The 17,049-nt window shown below is 68.6% G+C and carries 14 protein-coding genes and 4 pseudogenes; 12 read left to right on the top strand and 6 right to left on the bottom strand.

All coding sequences use genetic code 11. From position 1 onward, the window contains the following. Window positions 1–193 precede the first annotated feature (193 nt). Entirely contained in the window at window positions 194–493 is a 300-nt protein-coding gene (locus ABFB10_RS04815) for a hypothetical protein (RefSeq protein ID WP_347165629.1), read from the bottom strand. 326 nt (window positions 494–819) lie between these two features. On the opposite strand from ABFB10_RS04815, the pseudogene def (ABFB10_RS04810) reads away from it, so the two are divergent. The 6 genes and pseudogenes from def (ABFB10_RS04810) (at window position 820) to ABFB10_RS04785 (ending at window position 5,181) form a co-directional block, all read left to right on the top strand. Continuing rightward, a pseudogene (gene def, locus ABFB10_RS04810) lies at window positions 820–1,345 on the top strand (peptide deformylase). A gap of 12 nt (window positions 1,346–1,357) precedes the next feature. After that, entirely contained in the window at window positions 1,358–1,834 is a 477-nt protein-coding gene (gene def, locus ABFB10_RS04805; protein WP_347167932.1) for a peptide deformylase, read from the top strand. A gap of 82 nt (window positions 1,835–1,916) precedes the next feature. Beyond that, on the top strand, window positions 1,917–2,414 hold the full coding sequence (gene def / locus ABFB10_RS04800; RefSeq protein ID WP_347165628.1) for a peptide deformylase: 498 nt from the start codon (window positions 1,917–1,919) through the stop codon (window positions 2,412–2,414). A gap of 187 nt (window positions 2,415–2,601) precedes the next feature. Then, window positions 2,602–3,507, top strand: a pseudogene (gene fmt, locus ABFB10_RS04795) (methionyl-tRNA formyltransferase); the annotation flags it as partial. Window positions 3,508–3,610: 103 nt separating this feature from the next. Beyond that, entirely contained in the window at window positions 3,611–3,850 is a 240-nt protein-coding gene (locus ABFB10_RS04790) for a hypothetical protein (protein WP_023851257.1), read from the top strand. Window positions 3,851–4,191: 341 nt separating this feature from the next. Next, on the top strand, window positions 4,192–5,181 hold the full coding sequence (locus ABFB10_RS04785; protein ID WP_347165627.1) for a glutathione S-transferase family protein: 990 nt from the start codon (window positions 4,192–4,194) through the stop codon (window positions 5,179–5,181). 61 nt (window positions 5,182–5,242) lie between these two features. Here the strand turns inward: ABFB10_RS04785 and ABFB10_RS04780 are convergent, their stop codons facing one another. Then, window positions 5,243–5,662, bottom strand: a complete 420-nt coding sequence (locus ABFB10_RS04780; protein WP_347165626.1) for a response regulator — start codon at window positions 5,660–5,662, stop codon at window positions 5,243–5,245. Window positions 5,663–5,821: 159 nt separating this feature from the next. Between ABFB10_RS04780 and ABFB10_RS04775 the strand changes: the two genes are divergently transcribed. Both ABFB10_RS04775 and ABFB10_RS04770 read left to right on the top strand, forming a co-directional pair. Next, entirely contained in the window at window positions 5,822–6,997 is a 1,176-nt protein-coding gene (locus ABFB10_RS04775) for a lytic murein transglycosylase (protein ID WP_347165625.1), read from the top strand. Between the two features lie 228 nt (window positions 6,998–7,225). After that, complete coding sequence (locus ABFB10_RS04770; protein ID WP_347165624.1) at window positions 7,226–7,540, top strand: hypothetical protein; 315 nt, start codon at window positions 7,226–7,228, stop codon at window positions 7,538–7,540. 229 nt (window positions 7,541–7,769) lie between these two features. Here ABFB10_RS04770 and ade read toward each other — a convergent pair. Then, window positions 7,770–9,465: pseudogene (gene ade, locus ABFB10_RS04765) on the bottom strand (adenine deaminase). 201 nt (window positions 9,466–9,666) lie between these two features. Here ade and choX point away from each other — a divergent pair. The 3 genes from choX to choV all read left to right on the top strand — a co-directional run bounded on the left by choX (window position 9,667) and on the right by choV (window position 12,956). After that, window positions 9,667–10,587 (top strand): choline ABC transporter substrate-binding protein, encoded by a 921-nt coding sequence (choX, locus tag ABFB10_RS04760; RefSeq protein WP_347165623.1) that lies wholly within the window; start codon window positions 9,667–9,669, stop codon window positions 10,585–10,587. 507 nt (window positions 10,588–11,094) lie between these two features. Then, window positions 11,095–11,931, top strand: a complete 837-nt coding sequence (gene choW, locus ABFB10_RS04755) for a choline ABC transporter permease subunit (RefSeq protein ID WP_347165622.1) — start codon at window positions 11,095–11,097, stop codon at window positions 11,929–11,931. Then, window positions 11,928–12,956, top strand: coding sequence for a choline ABC transporter ATP-binding protein (gene choV / locus ABFB10_RS04750; protein ID WP_347165621.1), 1,029 nt, complete (start codon window positions 11,928–11,930; stop codon window positions 12,954–12,956). The genes choW and choV overlap by 4 nt, the downstream gene beginning before the upstream one ends. 47 nt (window positions 12,957–13,003) lie before the next feature. On the opposite strand, the pseudogene ABFB10_RS04745 reads toward choV, so the two are convergent. Next, a pseudogene (locus tag ABFB10_RS04745) lies at window positions 13,004–13,610 on the bottom strand (enoyl-CoA hydratase/isomerase family protein). Further along, the gene (locus ABFB10_RS04740) at window positions 13,607–14,356 is read right to left on the bottom strand and encodes an SDR family oxidoreductase (RefSeq protein WP_347165620.1); all 750 of its coding nucleotides are present in this window, start codon (window positions 14,354–14,356) and stop codon (window positions 13,607–13,609) included. Before ABFB10_RS04740 ends, ABFB10_RS04745 begins: the two are co-directional and overlap by 4 nt. Window positions 14,357–14,483: 127 nt before the next feature. Here ABFB10_RS04740 and ABFB10_RS04735 point away from each other — a divergent pair, with 127 nt between their 5' ends. Beyond that, on the top strand, window positions 14,484–16,004 hold the full coding sequence (locus ABFB10_RS04735; RefSeq protein ID WP_347165619.1) for a DUF2125 domain-containing protein: 1,521 nt from the start codon (window positions 14,484–14,486) through the stop codon (window positions 16,002–16,004). Between the two features lie 207 nt (window positions 16,005–16,211). On the opposite strand, the gene ABFB10_RS04730 is transcribed toward ABFB10_RS04735, so the two are convergent. Next, the gene (locus ABFB10_RS04730) at window positions 16,212–16,961 is read right to left on the bottom strand and encodes an SDR family NAD(P)-dependent oxidoreductase (RefSeq protein WP_347165618.1); all 750 of its coding nucleotides are present in this window, start codon (window positions 16,959–16,961) and stop codon (window positions 16,212–16,214) included. Between the last annotated feature and the right edge of the window lie 88 nt (window positions 16,962–17,049).

Below are 17,049 nucleotides of genomic sequence, written 5' to 3'. Positions count from 1 at the left end.
GTTTGGCCCATTGGTTTCAAGGCCGCGCGGCAAGGGCAAGAGCAAATGCCTGCGGTGCGCATGGATCAGCGCGGCGGGGCAGAGGCGGGGGGCTGTCGGGCGATGTCCCGGTGGGCCCGATGCAGGCCCACATGGCGCGGCGTTTCGGGCTTTGGCGCGACAGGGTGGCGCCCTCAATACCCGGCGCGGGCGGTCAGTACAGTGGTTGCGTTCGCCCCAGAGAGCAGCCCCGGCGGGGCGGCCCCCGGCCCGCCCTGCGCCCCCGCCACCAGCGGGGCGTCGGGATAGCCATCAGCCCGGCGATCAGCGCAGCCTGTAGCGTGACGGTGGCGCCAAGCCGGGCGGCGCGGGCGGTCATCGCGGCCTCTGCCAACGAGGGCGCGCCGTGGTGCAGGAAACCGCAGAGTCCCGCCAGCCCCCCGGTGACCGTTGCCGCACCCGCGTGGCGGCGCGCAACCGGCCGCGCAAGGCCCGTCCGGAGGCGCGCCGCCAACAGCCTGCCGCCCGAGGCCAGCAGCACCTGCCCGGGCCAGGCCTGTCCACGGCCCCCTGCGCGGGCATGGGCCGCCGTAACCGGGCAGCCGTGCCGAGGCCCGGGAGGATCGGCAGGCCCCCTGTCAGCGCATCACCGGTCGCGGCGGAGATACCGATGCCCAGGGCGCCGCAGGTCAGCCCGGGGACGACAATCATGCGCAAAGCCCGGGTCATCTGCCCCTTTCATGCCCACTTCAGAAGGGTTTTCCCTGCCGGTTCGGGGCGGGCAACGGACAGATGGTTCGGGTTGTTGCGATTCTGCGCGGGGCGCCTTAGATCGGAGCCATGAAGCGCCCCATCCTGATCCACCCCGATCCCCGGCTGAAGAAGCTCTGTGCAGAGGTCGACGACGTCTCGGACGACCTGCGGGTTCTTGCCGCCGATATGCTGGAAACCATGTACGAGGCGCCCGGCATCGGTCTTGCCGCGCCGCAGATCGGTGTGCTGTCGCGGCTGATCGTGCTCGACTGCGTCAAGGAAGACGACGGGCCGCCGCGCCCGCTGGTCATGGTGAACCCGCGGGTCCTGGCCTCTTCGGACGAGCGCAATGTCTACGAAGAGGGCTGCCTGTCGATCCCCGACCAATATGCCGAGGTCGAGCGAGTCGAAGGTGGTGGACGTGGAATGGATGGACCTGAACGGGGCATTGCAGAAAGAGACCTTCGACGGGCTCTGGGCGACCTGCGTGCAGCACGAGATCGACCACCTCGACGGCAAGCTTTTCATCGACTACCTCGGCGCGATGAAGCGACAGATGATCACCCGCAAGATGGTCAAGCTGAAGAAGGAACGCGCGAGGGAGAAGGCGTGAGCCTGCGAGCCGATCCTGCGCTGGCCCGATCCGCGCCTTGCCCGGCCCTGCGCACCGGTCACAGACCTCGAGGCGGCGCGAACGCTGATCGCGGACCTGTTCGAAACCATGTACGCCGCGCCCGGGCGGGGCCTTGCGGCGCCGCAGGTGGGCGCGATGCTGCGGGTCTTCGTGATGGATGCGGGCTGGAAGCGCGGCGAGAAGACCCCGCGCGCCTGCATCGACCCGCATGTGATTTCTGCCTCCGAGGCCACGGCCATGGGCGAAGAGGGCTGCCTGTCGGTGCCCGGTGTGGCGGCGCTGGTCGAACGGCCCGTCAGCATCGTTCTGGGCTACCGTGACGCGGCGGGCGAAGCGCGGCAGGTGGCGCTGGAGGGCGCCGAGGCGCGGGTGGCGCAGCACGAGCTGGACCATCTGGACGGGGTGATGCATTTCGACCGGCTGGGCGCCGCGGCCCGGGATGCGCTGCTGGTGGAGTACGGCGCATGAGCGGTCTGCGGTCGGTCACGGCGGGCGGGCCGAAGGCCCTTGCAAGGGCCTTCCCCGCGCCCGTTGCAGCGGAGGTATACCCATGACCGTGCGTCCCTTCGTGGCCTGGCCGGACAGGCGCCTGAAGACAGTGGCGGCGGATGTCGCGGTGGTGGACGACGACGTGCGCGCGATCTGGAAGGACATGGTGGACACCATGGAGGCGATGCCGGGGGTCGGTCTGGCCGCCGTGCAGATCGGGGTGATGCGGCGTCTGGCGGTTGTCGATGCCTCCGATACGCGCGGGCAGGCGGTGCTGATGGCCAATCCCGAGGTGCTGCATGCCAGCATCGAGCCGCGCAGCCACGAGGAAGCCTCGCCGAACCTGCCCGGCGTTTCGGCGAAGGTCGAGCGCCCGCGCGCCGTGACGGTCCGCTTCATGGACGACAGCGGCGCAGTGGTGGAGCGCGATTTCGTCGGGCTTTGGGCGACGAGCGTGCAGCACCAGATCGACCATCTTGCGGGCCGGATGTATTTCGACCGGCTGAGCCGGACGAAGCGCGAGATGCTGATCCGCCGGGCGAAGAAACTGACCGGCTAGCGGCGGCCTTGCCGGGGCCCTGTCTTGCGCCGGGGCTGACCCGGGACCGCAGGGAGGGGGCTCTGCCCCCGCTCGCCGAGGCTCGCCCCCCGAGGTATTTTGCGGACCAGAGAAGCCGGGCGCGGTTCGGCGGGGTTGCCCTTGCCGGTGGCGCGGGGCAAGCAGGGGGCCTGTCAGGAGGGCTGCGATGCGTGTGATCTTCATGGGAACCCCGGAATTCTCGGTGCCGGTGCTGGAGGCGCTGGTGGGCGCCGGGCACGAGGTGGCCTGCGTCTACTGCCAGCCGCCGCGTCCCGCCGGGCGGGGCAAGAAGCCGCGCCCGACGCCGGTGCAGGCGCGGGCCGAGGCGCTGGGCCTGCCGGTGCGCCATCCCGAGAGCCTGCGCGCTGCCGAGGAGCAGCAGGCCTTTACCGCGCTGGGGGCCGATGTGGCGGTGGTCGTGGCCTATGGGCTGATCCTGCCGCAGGCGGTGCTGGATGCGCCCGCGCAGGGCTGCCTGAACATCCATGCCTCGCTGCTGCCGCGCTGGCGCGGGGCGGCGCCGATCCACCGCGCGATCATGGCCGGCGATGCCGAGACCGGCATCTGCATCATGCAGATGGAGGCGGGGCTGGACACCGGCCCGGTGCTGTTGCGCGAGGCCACCGCCATCGGCGCGACCGAGACCACCGGGGGCCTGCATGACCGGCTGTCGGACATGGGCGCGCGGATGATCGTCGAGGCGCTGGACCGCCTGCCGGACCTGCTGCCCGCGCCGCAGCCCGAGGAGGGCGTGACCTATGCCGCCAAGATCGACAAATCCGAGGCGGCGGTGGACTGGACGCGGCCCGCGCAGGAGGTCTCGGCCCATATCCGCGGGCTGGCGCCCTTTCCGGGGGCCTGGACCCTGCATCACGGCGAGCGGCTGAAGCTGCTGGGGGCCGAGGTCGTGGCGGGTGCGGGCGCGCCCGGCACGGCGCTGGACGCGCAGTTCGCCGTGGCCTGCGGCGCGGGCGCGGTGCGCATCACCCGCGCGCAGCGGGCGGGCAAGGCGGCGCAGGACATAGAGACCTTCCTGCGCGGACACCCGGTGGCCCCGGGCGACGGGCTGGGGGCTGAGCCATGGGCTCCGCGTCTTGCCCTTCGGCGGTGGCCCCCTGTATCCTGCGCGGGCTGCTTCTGTCCGGCCATCGCCCGATCCCGAAAGGCTGAGCCCCATGTTTCCCGTTCTCATCGGCACCGTCGTCATCGCGGGCATCGTCGGCTACGCCTCGGAGCGCAGCGGTTTCACCCGCAACGGGGTGCTGCCCAGCATCATCATCTGCGTCGGCGGCGCCTTCCTGTTCTACTTCGTGCAGATCATGTTCGGCGTGGGCTTCCGCTCTCCGGGGCTGAACGCCATCGCCGCCTCGATCGGGGCGCTGATCATCGTGCCCACCCATTGGCGGAGGAAATAGCCATGCCTGTCGTTTTGCTGATCATCATCGGCGCCGCTGCCGGGTTCATCGCCACCCGGCTGATGCGGATGGAGGCCGGGATCGTGCAGACCGTGCTGATCGGGATCGGCGGGGCGCTGATCGGCGGCCTTGCGATCCGCTTCCTCGTGGCGATCACCGGCGCGCTGGCGGGGCTGGTGGGCGCGGTGCTGGGGGCGCTGCTGCTGATCTGGGTCTGGCAGACCTTCCGCCAGCGCTGAGGCCCGGTTCCGTGCGCGGATGCGCAACCGGGCGTGCGGGCTTGCCCGTTTGCACAGAAGCGGCCTGACGCTACCTCTGGTCCAACGGATACGGAGGACGTCATGGGCCATCTCGACAAGGGTGAATGGAAGAAGCAGTCGATCGCGGAGCGCAGCAAGGGCGGTGCTTTCAAGCGGTCGAGCACCCAGTACCGCAACTGGATCACCGCCGACGGCAGCGCCGGGCCAAGCGGTGAGGGCGGGTTCGAGGCCGAGGCGGACCGTTATCACCTCTATGTCTCCTATGCCTGTCCATGGGCGCATCGCGCGCTGATCCTGCGCGCGCTGAAGGGGCTGACCGACCTGATCGGCGTCTCTGTCGTGCATCCCGACATGCTGGAGGAGGGCTGGACCCTGTCGGACGCCTATGACGACGCCACCGGCGACCGCCTCTACGGGCTGGACTACCTGCGCGAGGTCTACCTGAAGGCGGACCCCGTGGCCTCGGGCCATGTCACCGTGCCGGTGCTGTGGGATCGCAAGGGCGAAACCATCGTGTCGAACGAAAGCGCCGAGATCATCCGCATGTTCAATTCCGCCTTCGACGGGCTGACCGGCAACCGCGACGACTACTGGCCGGAGGCGCTGCGCGATGCCATCGAGCCAGTGAACGCGCGGATCTACGACACCGTCAACAACGGCGTCTACAAGGCCGGTTTCGCCACCACGCAAGAGGCCTACGACAAGGCCGTGCATCCGTTGTTCGACAGTCTCGACTGGCTGGAAGAGCGGCTGGGCCGGAACCGCTACCTGATGGGCGACCGCATCACCGAGGCCGACTGGCGGCTCTTCACCACGCTGGTCCGCTTCGACAAGGTCTATCACGGGCACTTCAAGTGCAACCGGCGGCGGATCGTCGATTACCCGAACCTCTGGGCCTATACCCGCGAGCTGTACCAGTGGCCGGGCGTGGCCGGGACCGTGCATTTCGGCCATATCGAACGGCACTACCACTACAGCCACGAAAGCGTGAATCCCTATCGGATCGTGCCCATCGGGCCGCAGCCCGATTTCGACGCCCCGCACGGGCGAGAGCGGCTGGCCGCGGCCTGATCCGACCGGCGCCGGGCCCGTCGCGCGGGTCGTGGTGCGGCAGCGCGAAGAGGGCCGGGGGTCAGCCTGTCCGTGCCCCGGGCGGCGATGGGCGCGCGTAATGCGCGGCCATATGCGCAAGGTCTTCGGGCGCGGTGCCGGAGGGCACGCAGGCGCAGGCATTGGCGCAAAGCGTGAAGATCGAGCCGTCGGAGAAGAAGCTCGACGAGGTCACGAAGATGATCCGCGCCTCGGGCTGGCGGTACTGGGCCATGTCGGCGACGCTGAGCGCGCAGCCCGGTTCCGGCCCGATGTCGAGGATCAGGATGTCGAAGCGCCGGTCGGCCAGAAGGTCCGCCGCCGTCTCCGGGGTGTCGGCCAGCGCAACCCGTGCCCCGGCCCGCCGAAGCGACCGGGCCCAGAGACCCACAAGAGGGCGGTTGTCCCCGACGATCAGCACGTTCACCATGGTCTCCTGACTTCGGCTCGTCACCTCTTCCATGATCAGGGTGCGTTCATGTCGATGAATAAATGGTTAACGGTAGCGCTGGCTGCCGCGCAAAACCCTGAACGGTCGGTCACTTCTTGCCGATGCGCGGCGCTTGCCCCCGCAGTGGCCTGCGTTATCCTGCAGGCCAGAGCAGAGAACGAGGACACCAGAATGCGGATCGCGATCCTGATGGGGGCCATGGCTGCGGCCGGCGCCCTGCACGCGCAAGAGACCCCCTGCGGCGGCGGTTTCGACGCCTTTGTCGAGGGGCTGAAGGCCGAGGCCGTGACGCTGGGCCATGCCCCCGAGACGGCAGAGCGTTTCCTCTCGGGCGTGTCGCAAAGCGATGCGGTGCTGAAGGCCGACCGGCGGCAGGGCATCTTTCAGGACCCCTTCATCACCTTCTCGCGCAAGCTGATCTCGCAGTCGCGGCTGGACAAGGGCCGCCAGATGGCAGAACGCCACGACAGCGTCTTTGCCCGGATCGAGCAGGACTATGGCCTGTCGCGCGGGGTGCTGCTGGCCTTCTGGGCTTTCGAGACCGATTACGGCGCCTTTCAGGGCGATTACAACACGCTGAACGCTCTGGTGACGCTGGCGCATGACTGCCGCCGCCCCGAGATCTTCCGCCCGCAGATCTTCTCGGCGCTGTCGCTGTACGAGAACGGCGATTTCGACCCGGCGACCACCACCGGCGCATGGGCCGGCGAGATCGGCATGGTGCAGATGCTGCCGAAGGACATCCTTGAAAACGGCGTCGACGGCGACGGCGACGGGCATGTCACGCTCAAGACATCGGCGCCCGATGCACTGCTGTCCGGTGCCAAGATGCTGTCGCATCTCGGCTGGCGCCCGAATGAGCCGTGGTTGCAGGAGGTGGTGCTGCCCGGCGACCTGGAGTGGTACGACACCGGGATGCATGCGACCAAGACGGTGGCCGAGTGGGAGCAGCTGGGCGTGCGGGCGCGCAACGGGCAGCTGGACGACGGGCGGCTCGAGGCCTCTATCGTGATCCCGCAGGGCAAGGACGGCCCCGCCTTCATCGCCTATCCGAACTTCCGGGTTTATTTTGAGTGGAACCAAAGCTTTACCTATGTGCTGACCGCCGCCTATTTCGGCACCCGGCTGGAGGGCGCGCCGGTCTATGACGCGGGCAATCCGGCGCCGGGCCTGTCGGGCGACCAGATGAAGCGGCTGCAGGCAAAGTTGACCGAGCGGGGCTACGACGTGGGCGAGGTCGACGGCATCCTCGGGGCCGGCACCCGGGCAGCGGTCCGCGATGTCCAGCGCGAATTTGGCCTGCCCGCCGATGCATGGCCGACGCCGGAGCTGCTGCAGCGTCTGTGACCGAAAGGCCGCGTGCATTTTGGTATGGTTTTCTACCCTTGGTAGAGGGGCGCCGCAGCGGGCCGGGGCCCCGATCCCGGCGCGGACCCGGTGCCGGGGTCAAAAACCTCTGGAAACGCACGCGGTTTCATGCCCTTATGAGGCATGATCCGCGCTTGCCTCGCCGTCATTCTCGCCTCACTTCTCTCTGCCTGCTTTCCGGCGGATGAGCTGGATATACCGCGCAGCGTGCCGCTGGCCCTTCAGGGGCGCTGGGGCCTTGTGGCGGACGATTGCGACCCGCGGCGCGACGACGCCAAGGGCTTGATGGTGGTGCAGGCGGACACGCTGGCCTTCTACGAAAGCCGCGCCACGCTGGCCCGGGTGGACGACCGCTCGGAAACGCGGCTGGAGGGGGTATTCGTCTTCAGCGGCGAGGGAGAGACCTGGCAGCGGGCCTTGCTTCTGGACCTGCGGGACGGCGGCGAGGGGCTGATGCGGCAGGAACTGGGCGAGGGCGCCGCGCCGGACGCCCTGCACTACATCCGCTGCCCGGCGCCCTAGGCCCCCAAAAGGACCATCCGACAGTCCGCCCGCGCGGGCAGGATGCCGCCCGGCGCCTGACAATCTGACGCCAGGGGGGCCTTGTTGCGGCCCGGTACAGGGTGCCGCAGACACTCAGCGCGCCCCGGGCCGGTCTTCAACCCCCGGTCCGGCAAGCGCCCTGCGCCGGGGCGTGCCGGTTCCGAAAACGCGGCGGGGGCGCGGTGGCTCGGGGAAAGGGGCGGGCGGCTCAGCCGATGATCTCGAATTTTATCACGTCGACCATGCCGCGATCGGTGATCTTCAGCGCGGGGATCACCGGCAGGGCAAGGAAGGCCAGTTGCAGGAAGGGCTCTTCCAGCGTGACGCCAAGCGATTTCGCGGCGGCCCGAAGGTCCTCCAGCGCCGCGCGCACGGTCTCGAAGGGCTCCAGCGACATCAGCCCGGCCACCGGCAGCGCCAGCTCGGCCAGAACCACCCCGTCGCGGACCACGACAAAGCCGCCCTCGATCTCGGACAGGCGGTTGGCGGCCACGGCCATGTCCGCATAGTCGATCCCGACGCAGGCGATATTGTGGTGATCGTGGCAGACGGTCGAGGCGATGGCCCCGGCCTGCAACCCGAAGCCCCGCACGAAACCGCTGGCGATATTGCCGTTCCTGCCGTGCCGCTCGATCACCGTGATCCGGACAAGGTCGCGGGCGGGATCGGGGTGCTTGTCGCCATCGGCGATGGGGATGTCCTCGTGCAGGTGGTCGGTCAGGATCTGTCCCTCGCGAATGCCGATCACATCGGTCTCGCTGCGATTGGCCGTCACGCGGAAGTCGCGGGCGGACACCCTTGGCGCCTTCACCGAGTTCCGCCCGACCGGCGCCACATGGCCACGCCGGGCAAAGGCCGCCTCGTCGACCGGAACGCCCGCCGCCAGCACCAGCTGCGCGTCGCAGGCCTCCAGCGACCGGACCGCCACGATGTCGGCGCGCTTGCCCGGCGCGATCTGGCCCCGGTCCTTGAGGCCAAAGGCCTCGGCGGCAGAGAGCGAGGCGGCGCGATAGGCGGCCAGCGGCGGGGTGCCCAGCCGGATCAGCTCGCGGATCATGTAATCCAGATGGCCGTGCTCGCCGATATCCAGCGGATTGCGGTCGTCGGTGCACAGGCACATGTAGGGGGCGGTCCGCTCTGACAGCAGCGGTTGCAGCGCGTGCAGGTCCTTCGAGACAGAGCCTTCGCGGATCAGCACCCGCATGCCCTTGCGCAGCTTCTCAAGCGCCTCTTCGGCAGAGGTCGCCTCGTGTTCCGTGCGGATGCCCGCCGCCACATAGGCGTTCAGATCCCGCCCCGACAGCAGCGGGCAATGGCCGTCCACGTGGCCGCCCTCGAAAAGCCGCAGCTTCTCCATCGCCTGCGGGTCTCGGTGAATGACGCCGGGGTAGTTCATGAACTCGGCCAGCCCCAGACCCGAGGCATGGCCCATCAGACCGGCAATCGCGGCGGCATCCAGTTCGGCCCCGGCGGTCTCCATGTGGGTCGAGGGCACGCAGGAGGACAGCTGCACGCGGATGTCGATCAGCGTATGGGCGCTGGCCTCCTGGAAGTAGCGGAGGCCGGGCGCCCCGATCACATTGGCGATCTCGTGCGGGTCGCAGATGGCGGTGGTGACCCCGCGCGGCGCCACGCAGCGGTCGAACTCGAATGGCGTCACCAGCGAGGATTCGATGTGCAGGTGGGTGTCGATGAAGCCGGGCACCAGGATCAGCCCAGAGACGTCGATGGTCCTGTGCCCCTCGTAACGGTCGAGGATGCCCACCACCACGCCGTCGCAGATCGCCACGTCCCCCTCCAGCAGATCGCCGGTCATCAGGTCGAAGATCCGGCTCGCCCCGCAGGACGAGATCGGCGGGCTGATCGCCGCGCCCCTGCGCGATGCGGGTTTCGAGGTCTGCCATTCTGCGCTCTCCCTGCGGTGTTCCGGCAGAGCATCGCACAGGCACGGGGCAGGGGCGAGGGGGGCAAAGTCTTCGACGAAGACTTTGCCGGCGCCCGAAGTCTTCGTCGAAGACTTCGGCCCCGCAGCCCATGCGCCGGTTGCAATGCCCGGGCTTTGGGCGTTCACTGCGCGCCAGAGACCGATCCACAAGGAGACCGCCATGAAGACCACCTTGACGCTGACCACCGCCCTCGGGCTGATCGCCTCGGGCGCGCTGGCCGACTGCGACGCCGTCACCTTCTCGGACGTGGGCTGGACCGACATCACCGCCACCACCGCCGCGACCACCGTGGTGCTGGAGGCGCTGGGGTACGAGACCGACATCAAGGTGCTGTCGGTGCCCGTCACCTATACCTCGATGGCCGAGGGCGACATCGACGTGTTCCTTGGCAACTGGATGCCCACGATGGAGGCCGATATCGCGCCCTACCGCGAGGCGGGCACCGTCGACACCGTGCGCGCCAACCTCGAAGGCGCCAAGTACACGCTGGCCACCAATGCCGCCGGCGCCGCGCTGGGGATCGACGATTTTTCCGGGATCGCCGAGCATGCCGAGGCGCTGGACCAGACCATCTACGGTATCGAGCCGGGCAACGACGGCAACCGGCTGATCATCGACTTGATCGACGCCAATGCCTTCGGGCTGGAGGGCTTCGAGGTCAAGGAAAGCTCGGAGCAGGGGATGCTGGCGCAGATCGGGCGCGCCGACGGTCGCGAGGAGCCGGTGGTCTTCCCGGCCCGGGAACCGCACCCGATGAACGCCAATTACGACCTAACTTACCTGACCGGGGGCGACGACTTCTTCGGCCCGGATCTGGGCGGCGCAACGGTCTATACCAACACCCGCGCGGGTTATGTGGCGGAATGCCCGAATGTCGGCAAGCTGCTGGAAAACCTGGCCTTCTCTCTGCAGATGGAGAACGAGATCATGGGGGCGATCCTCGACGAGGGCGAAGACCCCGAAGCGGCGGCGACCGCGTGGCTCTCGGCCAACACAGACGTGCTGGACGTCTGGCTCGAGGGCGTGACGACCAAGGACGGCGGCGACGCTCTGGCGGCGGTCAAGGGCGCGCTGGAGTAAGCGCCCTGCCGGCGCCGCGGCGCATCGGCATGCCCGGCGGCGGCCCCGGGGATCGGGCGGCACGCCCTGCCGCCCCGGACAGGCACGGGCGGGCCGCATCCTCCGTCATGGCCGCCGCCCGGCTATGAGGGGCGGGCGTCTTGCCTGAGCGGAGGGTCTACTGCAGGCCGCACCCGGGCGGCGCGGCTGATCTGCGACGCCCCGCCGAAATCCTGCAACCGCCCTGTCCGCAAGGCGCCGGGCGCGGTGGATGGCGCTGTGACAGGTCGCAGGTCAAAGGCGGTATGGCCCGGCGGCGAACCAGTGCCAGCATGCGCTGTCCCCGGGCCGCGGCTGGCGATGACCGCGCCCGGGCGTTCCGCGCCAGCCGCGATGCGGCACAGCTCCCGGGCCTCCCCGGGGTGGTTCCGCATCGCGACCTGATTGCCCTCGGCGGCCACGCTTGCCATTGTAGGCGTGGCGCGATCTGTGTCGCCTCACAACCGAAAACCGAAGGGAGCCACCGCCTTGGACTGGCTGACAGAGCACAAGATCCCCGTGGGCGACGTGGCGGAAGCCTGTTTCGACTGGCTGCAAAAACACGGCGGGGCAGTCTTCGATATCCTGTCCGACGGCATGGAGGCCTTGATCGACGCGATCCTCTGGCTGCTTCAGACCCCGCCGGAACTGGCGGTGGTGGCGGTCTTCGTCGCTGCCGTGGCGGCGCTGCACCGCAGCTGGCAGGTGCCGTTGATGGTGGGGCTGGGCTTTCTCTTCATCCTCAACCAGGGCTACTGGGAAGAGACCACCGAAAGCCTGACCCTGGTGCTGTCGGCCTGCGTGGTCTGCATGGGCCTGGGCGTGCCCATCGGCATCGCCGTGGCGCATCGGCCCAAGCTCTACGCCTGGGTCAGGCCGGTGCTCGACCTGATGCAGACGCTGCCGACCTTCGTCTACCTGATCCCGGCCATCGTCTTCTTCGGCATCGGCATGGTGCCGGGGCTGATCGCCACGGTGATCTTCGTGGTGCCCGCGCCGATCCGGCTGACGCATCTGGGGATTTCCTCGACACCGACGGCGCTGATCGAGGCCGCCGACGCCTTCGGCGCCACCCCCCGGCAGAAGCTGTGGAAGGTGGAGCTGCCAAGCGCGCTGCCGCAGATCATGGCGGGGCTGAACCAGACCATCATGCTGTCGCTGTCGATGGTGGTGATCGCGGCACTGGTCGGCGCCGACGGGCTGGGCGTGCCGGTGGTGCGCGCGCTGAACCGGGTCGACACCGGGCTGGGCTTCGAGGCGGGGCTGATCATCGTCGTCGTCGCCATCATGCTGGACCGCGCGCTGCGGTGGGAGCGGCGCAAATGAGCGCGGTACGCTTCGACAGGGTCTCGATCGTCTTCGGCGATCACCCCGAGCGCGCCCTGCCGCTGGCCGACGCGGGCCAGAGCCGGGCCGAGATCGAGGAGGCGACCGGGCAGGTTCTGGGCGTGCACGATTGCTCTCTGGAGGTGGCCGAGGGCGAGATCCTCGTGCTGATGGGCCTGTCCGGCTCGGGCAAGTCGACGCTGTTGCGGGCGGTGAACGGGCTGAATCCGGTGGTGCGCGGTGCGGTCGCGGTCAGCACCGGCAAGGGCATGACCGATGTCACCCATTGCCCGGCGGCAGAGCTGCGGGCGGTGCGCCAGCAGCGGGTCGCGATGGTGTTCCAGCAGTTCGGGCTGCTGCCCCGGCGGACGGTGGCCGAGAACGTGGGCTTCGGGCTGGAACTGGCGGGGCAGGGCGCGGCGGAGCGGGCCGAGACGGTCCGGCAGCGCCTCGCACAGGTCGGGCTGTCGGACTGGGCCGACCGCAAGGTCAGCGAGCTGTCGGGCGGCATGCAGCAGCGTGTGGGGCTGGCGCGGGCCTTTGCCACCGGCGCGCCGATCCTGCTGATGGACGAGCCCTTCTCGGCGCTCGACCCGCTGATCCGCACCCGGCTTCAGGATGAATTGCTGGACCTGCAGCGCGACCTGAAATGCACCATCATCTTTGTCAGCCACGATCTCGACGAGGCCTTCAAGCTGGGCAACCGCATCGCCATCATGGAGGGCGGGCGGATCGTGCAGCAGGGCACCCCGCGCGAGATCTTCTCGGCGCCCTCCAGCGATTACGTGGCGGACTTCGTGGCCAATATGAACCCGCTGGGCGTGCTGACCGCGCGGGACGTGATGGAGCCGGGCAGCGGGGCGCAGCACTGCGACGCCGAAACGCCGGTGCGCGCGGTCATGTCGCTGTTGCAGGAAGGGCCGGTGACGGTGCTGGACAATGGCACCCCCTGCGGTCGCGTCACGGCGGACAGCGTGGTGCGGCGGCTGTCCGGCGCTGCGGAAGGCCCTTCGAAGGGCCTTTGAACGCCCTGCAAGGGCGTTGGAAGCCGCTTCGAAGCGGCTTCGCCCCCTCAGATCATGCGCTTGATGGCGGCGGCATGGGCGGGCGTGGCGCCCAGCGTATCGGCGGCCAGGGCGCGGGCGGCCTCGACCACGTTGCCCTCGACAACCGCATCGATCAGCCCCCAGCCCTGCGCCTCTTCCACCGGAACCCTGCGGTACGGCCATCAGGATCGCCTTGGCCCGCGACGGCCCCACCAGCGCCCGCAGGCGCGCCGGGTCCGAGGGCTGCGGCAGGAAGCCCAGCTTCATCACCGGGTAGAAGACCTTGGCCCCCGGCACCGCGATGCGCAGGTCGCAGGCCAGCGCCATGCCCATGGCGCCGCCCGCCAGCGTGCCGTTCAGCGCGCAGACCGTCAGCCCCGGCAGCGCCGCCAGCGCGCCCGACAGCCGTTCCCAGACATCCGAGGTGGCCAGCCCCGAGGCCGCCGCCTCGAGGTCCATCCCCGCCGAGAAGACCTTGCCCGTGCCGGTCAGCACCAGCGCCCGCGCCTCCTGCGCCTCGCGTGCGATCTCGGCCAGCCGCTCCAGCATCTCGGCGGTCAGCGCGTTGGCCTTGTCGGGCCGGTCCAGAACCGCGATCCAGAGGCCCGAGGCCTCCTTCTCCAGCCGGATCACGCGACGCCGACCTGTGCGCGGATGCCCTCGTCGCGCAGGCTGATCTCGTCGCCGAGATAGCCGTCGGCCTCGGACCCGCACATCCAGACAAGTGCCCTGGCGACCCATTCGGGCGGGATATGGTCGGACCAGTCCAGCTGGCTGACCGGGTTGATCCCCGAGGCCTTGATGTCGCGCTGCATCTGCGTGGCCACCGTGCCGGGCGATAGCGAGATCGCCCGGATGCCCTGCGCACCGTATTCCTTGTGTGCCATCTTGGTCAGCATCATCGCGCCCGCCTTGGAGGCGCAGTAGTGCGACCAGGCCTCGACCGGGCCATGCGCCGCGCCCGAGCCGATGGTCAGCAAGGATCCGCCGCCGGCCTCCAGCATCACCGGCAGGGCCGCGCGCATGCCGTGAAAGACCCCCTTGAGGTTGACGTCGATGACCTCTCCCAGTGCGGCGGGGTCGGCCTCGGCCATATGGGCGATGGGCTCGATCGCGCCGGCGTTGTTCACCAGCACGTCCAGCGAGCCATGCGCCTTCAGGCAGTTCTGCACGGCCTGTTCGACCTCCCAGTAGCGGGCGATGTCGCAGGGGATCGCCACGGCCTGAGCGCCGATCTCTCCGGCGAGGTCGGCGATGGCCTCGGCAGAGCGCGCGACCAGCGCCACCTTTGCCCCGGCGCGTGCGAAGGCGCGCGCCGCCTCGGCGCCGATGCCCCGGCTCGCGCCGGTGATCATGACGGTTTTTCCGCTGAGTTCCATGACAGTTTCCTTATGCGTCTCGCCTTCGTGGTAAAGGCAACCTAGTATGGAATCCAGTCCCTTGACCGGTCCCGGAATGGCCGGTCTTCTTGGGGTATTGAATTTGAACCCACAGAAGAGGTGCATTATGCAACGGTTCGCAACAGCCTCGGTCCTGGCCCTGATGGCGGCAGCCGGTCAGGTGCAGGCAGAGGTCACGCCCCAGCAGGTCTGGGACGATTTCGAGGCCTATATGACCGGTTTCGGTTACCAGGTTTCCGCGCGCGAGGTGATGGAGGGCGATACGCTTACCATCGGCGATCTGACCATGGTCGTGCCGGTGCCCGAAGAAGAGGCCACCGTGACCATCACGATGTCCGAGATGACCCTTGCCGATACCGGTGACGGCGCGGTGCGCATCAGCTACCCGGAACAGATGCCGATGACCCTCACCTTTTCGGAGGGTGAGGAAACCGCCGCAGAGCTGGTCTTGGATATGACCCAAAGCGATTTCGACATGGTCGTGTCGGGCGATCCGGGTGATATGCTGTACACCTTCTCGGCCACCTCGATCGGGCTGAAGCTGGCAGAGATCATGGCGGAGGGCGAGCAGATCCCGTCGGACGTCTTCGACGTGACCTTCGACATGGGGCCGATGGAAGGCACGCAGCACATGCTGATCGAGGACGGCCTGCGCAAGATCACGCAGGACGTCACGCTGGGCGATCTGGCCTATTCGCTGATGTTCGACGATCCCGAAAGCGAGGACGCGGGCAGCATGTCGGGCCGCTTCACCGGCCTCGCCTCCTCGGGCACGACCGAGATCCCCGAGGATGCGGATTTCGCCGATCCGACGGCGCTGTTCACCGCCGGGCTGATGATGGATGTGGTGATGTCGCACACCGGCGGCGAGAACCAGTTCAAGGTGACGGAACGCTCGGGCACGACCGAGGGCGCCTTCTCCTCGACCGGCGGCGAGCTGGGCGTGGCGATGAACGCCGACAGCCTGACCTACGCGATCTCGGCCTCGGGCCAGACGGTCGCGGTCTCGGGCCCCGAACTGCCGCTGCCGATCAATGCGGAACTGGGGGAGCTGGGCTTCTCGCTGACCATGCCGCTGTCTGAATCCGACACGCCGGTGCCGGCGGCGATCTCGGTCCTGCTGGGCGAGTTCGCCATGTCGGACATGCTGTGGAACATCTTCGACCCGCAGCAGGCGCTGCCGCGCGACCCGGCGACCGTGGCGATCAACCTCGAGGCCGAGGTGACGCCCAAGGTCAACCTCCTCGACCCCGAGGCCATGGAGGAAATCGGGCGCTCGGGCGAGATGCCGGGCGAGTTGCACAGCCTCAAGCTGACCGATCTCGTGGTCGACGCCGCGGGCGGCAAGATCATCGGGTCGGGCGACTTCACCTTCGACAACACCGACCTGGAAACCTTCGACGGCCTGCCGCGGCCGAAGGGCGAGGTGAACCTCGACATTTCCGGCGCCAACGGTCTGATCGACAAGCTGATCGCCATGGGGCTGATGCAGGAACAGGACGCGATGGGCGCCCGGATGATGCTGGGCATGTTCACCGTGCCGGGCGCAGAGCCGGACACCGCAAGCTCGAAGATCGAGATCAACGAGCAGGGCCACGTTCTGGCGAACGGCCAGCGCATCAAGTAAGCTTTTGTGAAACCGAAAGAAAAGGGCGGCCCCGCGGGTCCGCCCTTTTCCTTTTTGCATCTCTTCCGGCATTCCCGTCCCCGGGGACAGCCGCTGCGCGCCTGTACGAGAGGCGCTGCCTCTCGTGCTCTCCGAGGTATTTTCGGACCAAAGAAGACCGAAAGGCGCTTTGTCGTACCGGTTGCGACGCCAGCCGGGTTGGCCGGGTCAGACCCGCAGCGCCGGAAGCCCCACGCCGGTGGATTCGAAGCCGCCGTCCACGGCGACAATCTGCCCGGTGACGTAAGAGGCCTTCTCGGAGCACAGGAAGACGATGACCTGCGCCAGCTCGTCCTCCGAACCGTAGCGGTTCAGCGGGATCGCATCGTGATAGGCCTTGATGATCTCGGGCGAATGCACGGCCATCGACAGCTTTGTCTTGACCGGCCCCGGCGCCACGCAGTTCACCCGGATGCCGTATTCGCCGAACTCCGCCGCGAATTGCTTGGTCAGCTGGATCACCGCCGCCTTCGAGGTGCCATAGGCCACCCGCAGGGTGGAGGCGCGCAGCCCGCTGATCGAGGCGATGTTCAGCACCGCGCCCCGGGTCTCTTTCAGCGCCTCCGCGCAGGCCTGCGTGCAGAGGAAGACGCCGTCGAGGTTGGTCTCCATCACCCGGCGCCACATGGTGAAATCGTGATCCGCCACCGGGCCGAATTCCGCCACGCCCGCGTTGTTGACCAGCGCGTCGATGCGGCCCGACCAGTCCAGCGTCTCGCGCACCATGGCGTTCACGTCCTGCGGGTTCGACACGTCGCGCACCACCGGCAGGACGTTCTGCCGCTCGCCCGCGACCTTTGCCAGCTCTTCGCCGTCGCGGTCCAGCATGGCCACCTGCCAGCCCTCTTTCAGGAACAGGTCCGTGGTGGCCAGCCCGATGCCGCGCGCGGCCCCGGTGACGATTGCGCATTTGGTCATGATCTACTCTCCCGGTTTCCGTCGCGGTGACATGTCACAGCTTGGGCGTGAAGGGAAGACGCTGGACGCCGCGGATGATGTGCCGTGA

The organism is Ponticoccus litoralis (assembly GCF_039769985.1).
Classification (GTDB): Bacteria; Pseudomonadota; Alphaproteobacteria; order Rhodobacterales; family Rhodobacteraceae; genus Ponticoccus; species Ponticoccus litoralis.
This window is presented reverse-complemented; position numbering and strand designations above follow the sequence as displayed.

What these genes read in the sequence shown, in the direction of transcription:
- def (WP_347165628.1), top strand. Translation starts at nt 1,917, where the DNA reads ATGACCGTGCGTCCCTTCGTGGCCTGGCCGGACAGGCGCCTGAAGACA.
- ABFB10_RS04790 (WP_023851257.1), top strand. Translation starts at nt 3,611, where the DNA reads ATGTTTCCCGTTCTCATCGGCACCGTCGTCATCGCGGGCATCGTCGGC.
- ABFB10_RS04785 (WP_347165627.1), top strand. Translation starts at nt 4,192, where the DNA reads ATGGGCCATCTCGACAAGGGTGAATGGAAGAAGCAGTCGATCGCGGAG.
- ABFB10_RS04780 (WP_347165626.1), bottom strand. Translation starts at nt 5,662, where the DNA reads ATGGAAGAGGTGACGAGCCGAAGTCAGGAGACCATGGTGAACGTGCTG.
- ABFB10_RS04775 (WP_347165625.1), top strand. Translation starts at nt 5,822, where the DNA reads ATGCGGATCGCGATCCTGATGGGGGCCATGGCTGCGGCCGGCGCCCTG.
- choX (WP_347165623.1), top strand. Translation starts at nt 9,667, where the DNA reads ATGAAGACCACCTTGACGCTGACCACCGCCCTCGGGCTGATCGCCTCG.
- choV (WP_347165621.1), top strand. Translation starts at nt 11,928, where the DNA reads ATGAGCGCGGTACGCTTCGACAGGGTCTCGATCGTCTTCGGCGATCAC.
- ABFB10_RS04740 (WP_347165620.1), bottom strand. Translation starts at nt 14,356, where the DNA reads ATGGAACTCAGCGGAAAAACCGTCATGATCACCGGCGCGAGCCGGGGC.
- ABFB10_RS04735 (WP_347165619.1), top strand. Translation starts at nt 14,484, where the DNA reads ATGCAACGGTTCGCAACAGCCTCGGTCCTGGCCCTGATGGCGGCAGCC.
- ABFB10_RS04730 (WP_347165618.1), bottom strand. Translation starts at nt 16,961, where the DNA reads ATGACCAAATGCGCAATCGTCACCGGGGCCGCGCGCGGCATCGGGCTG.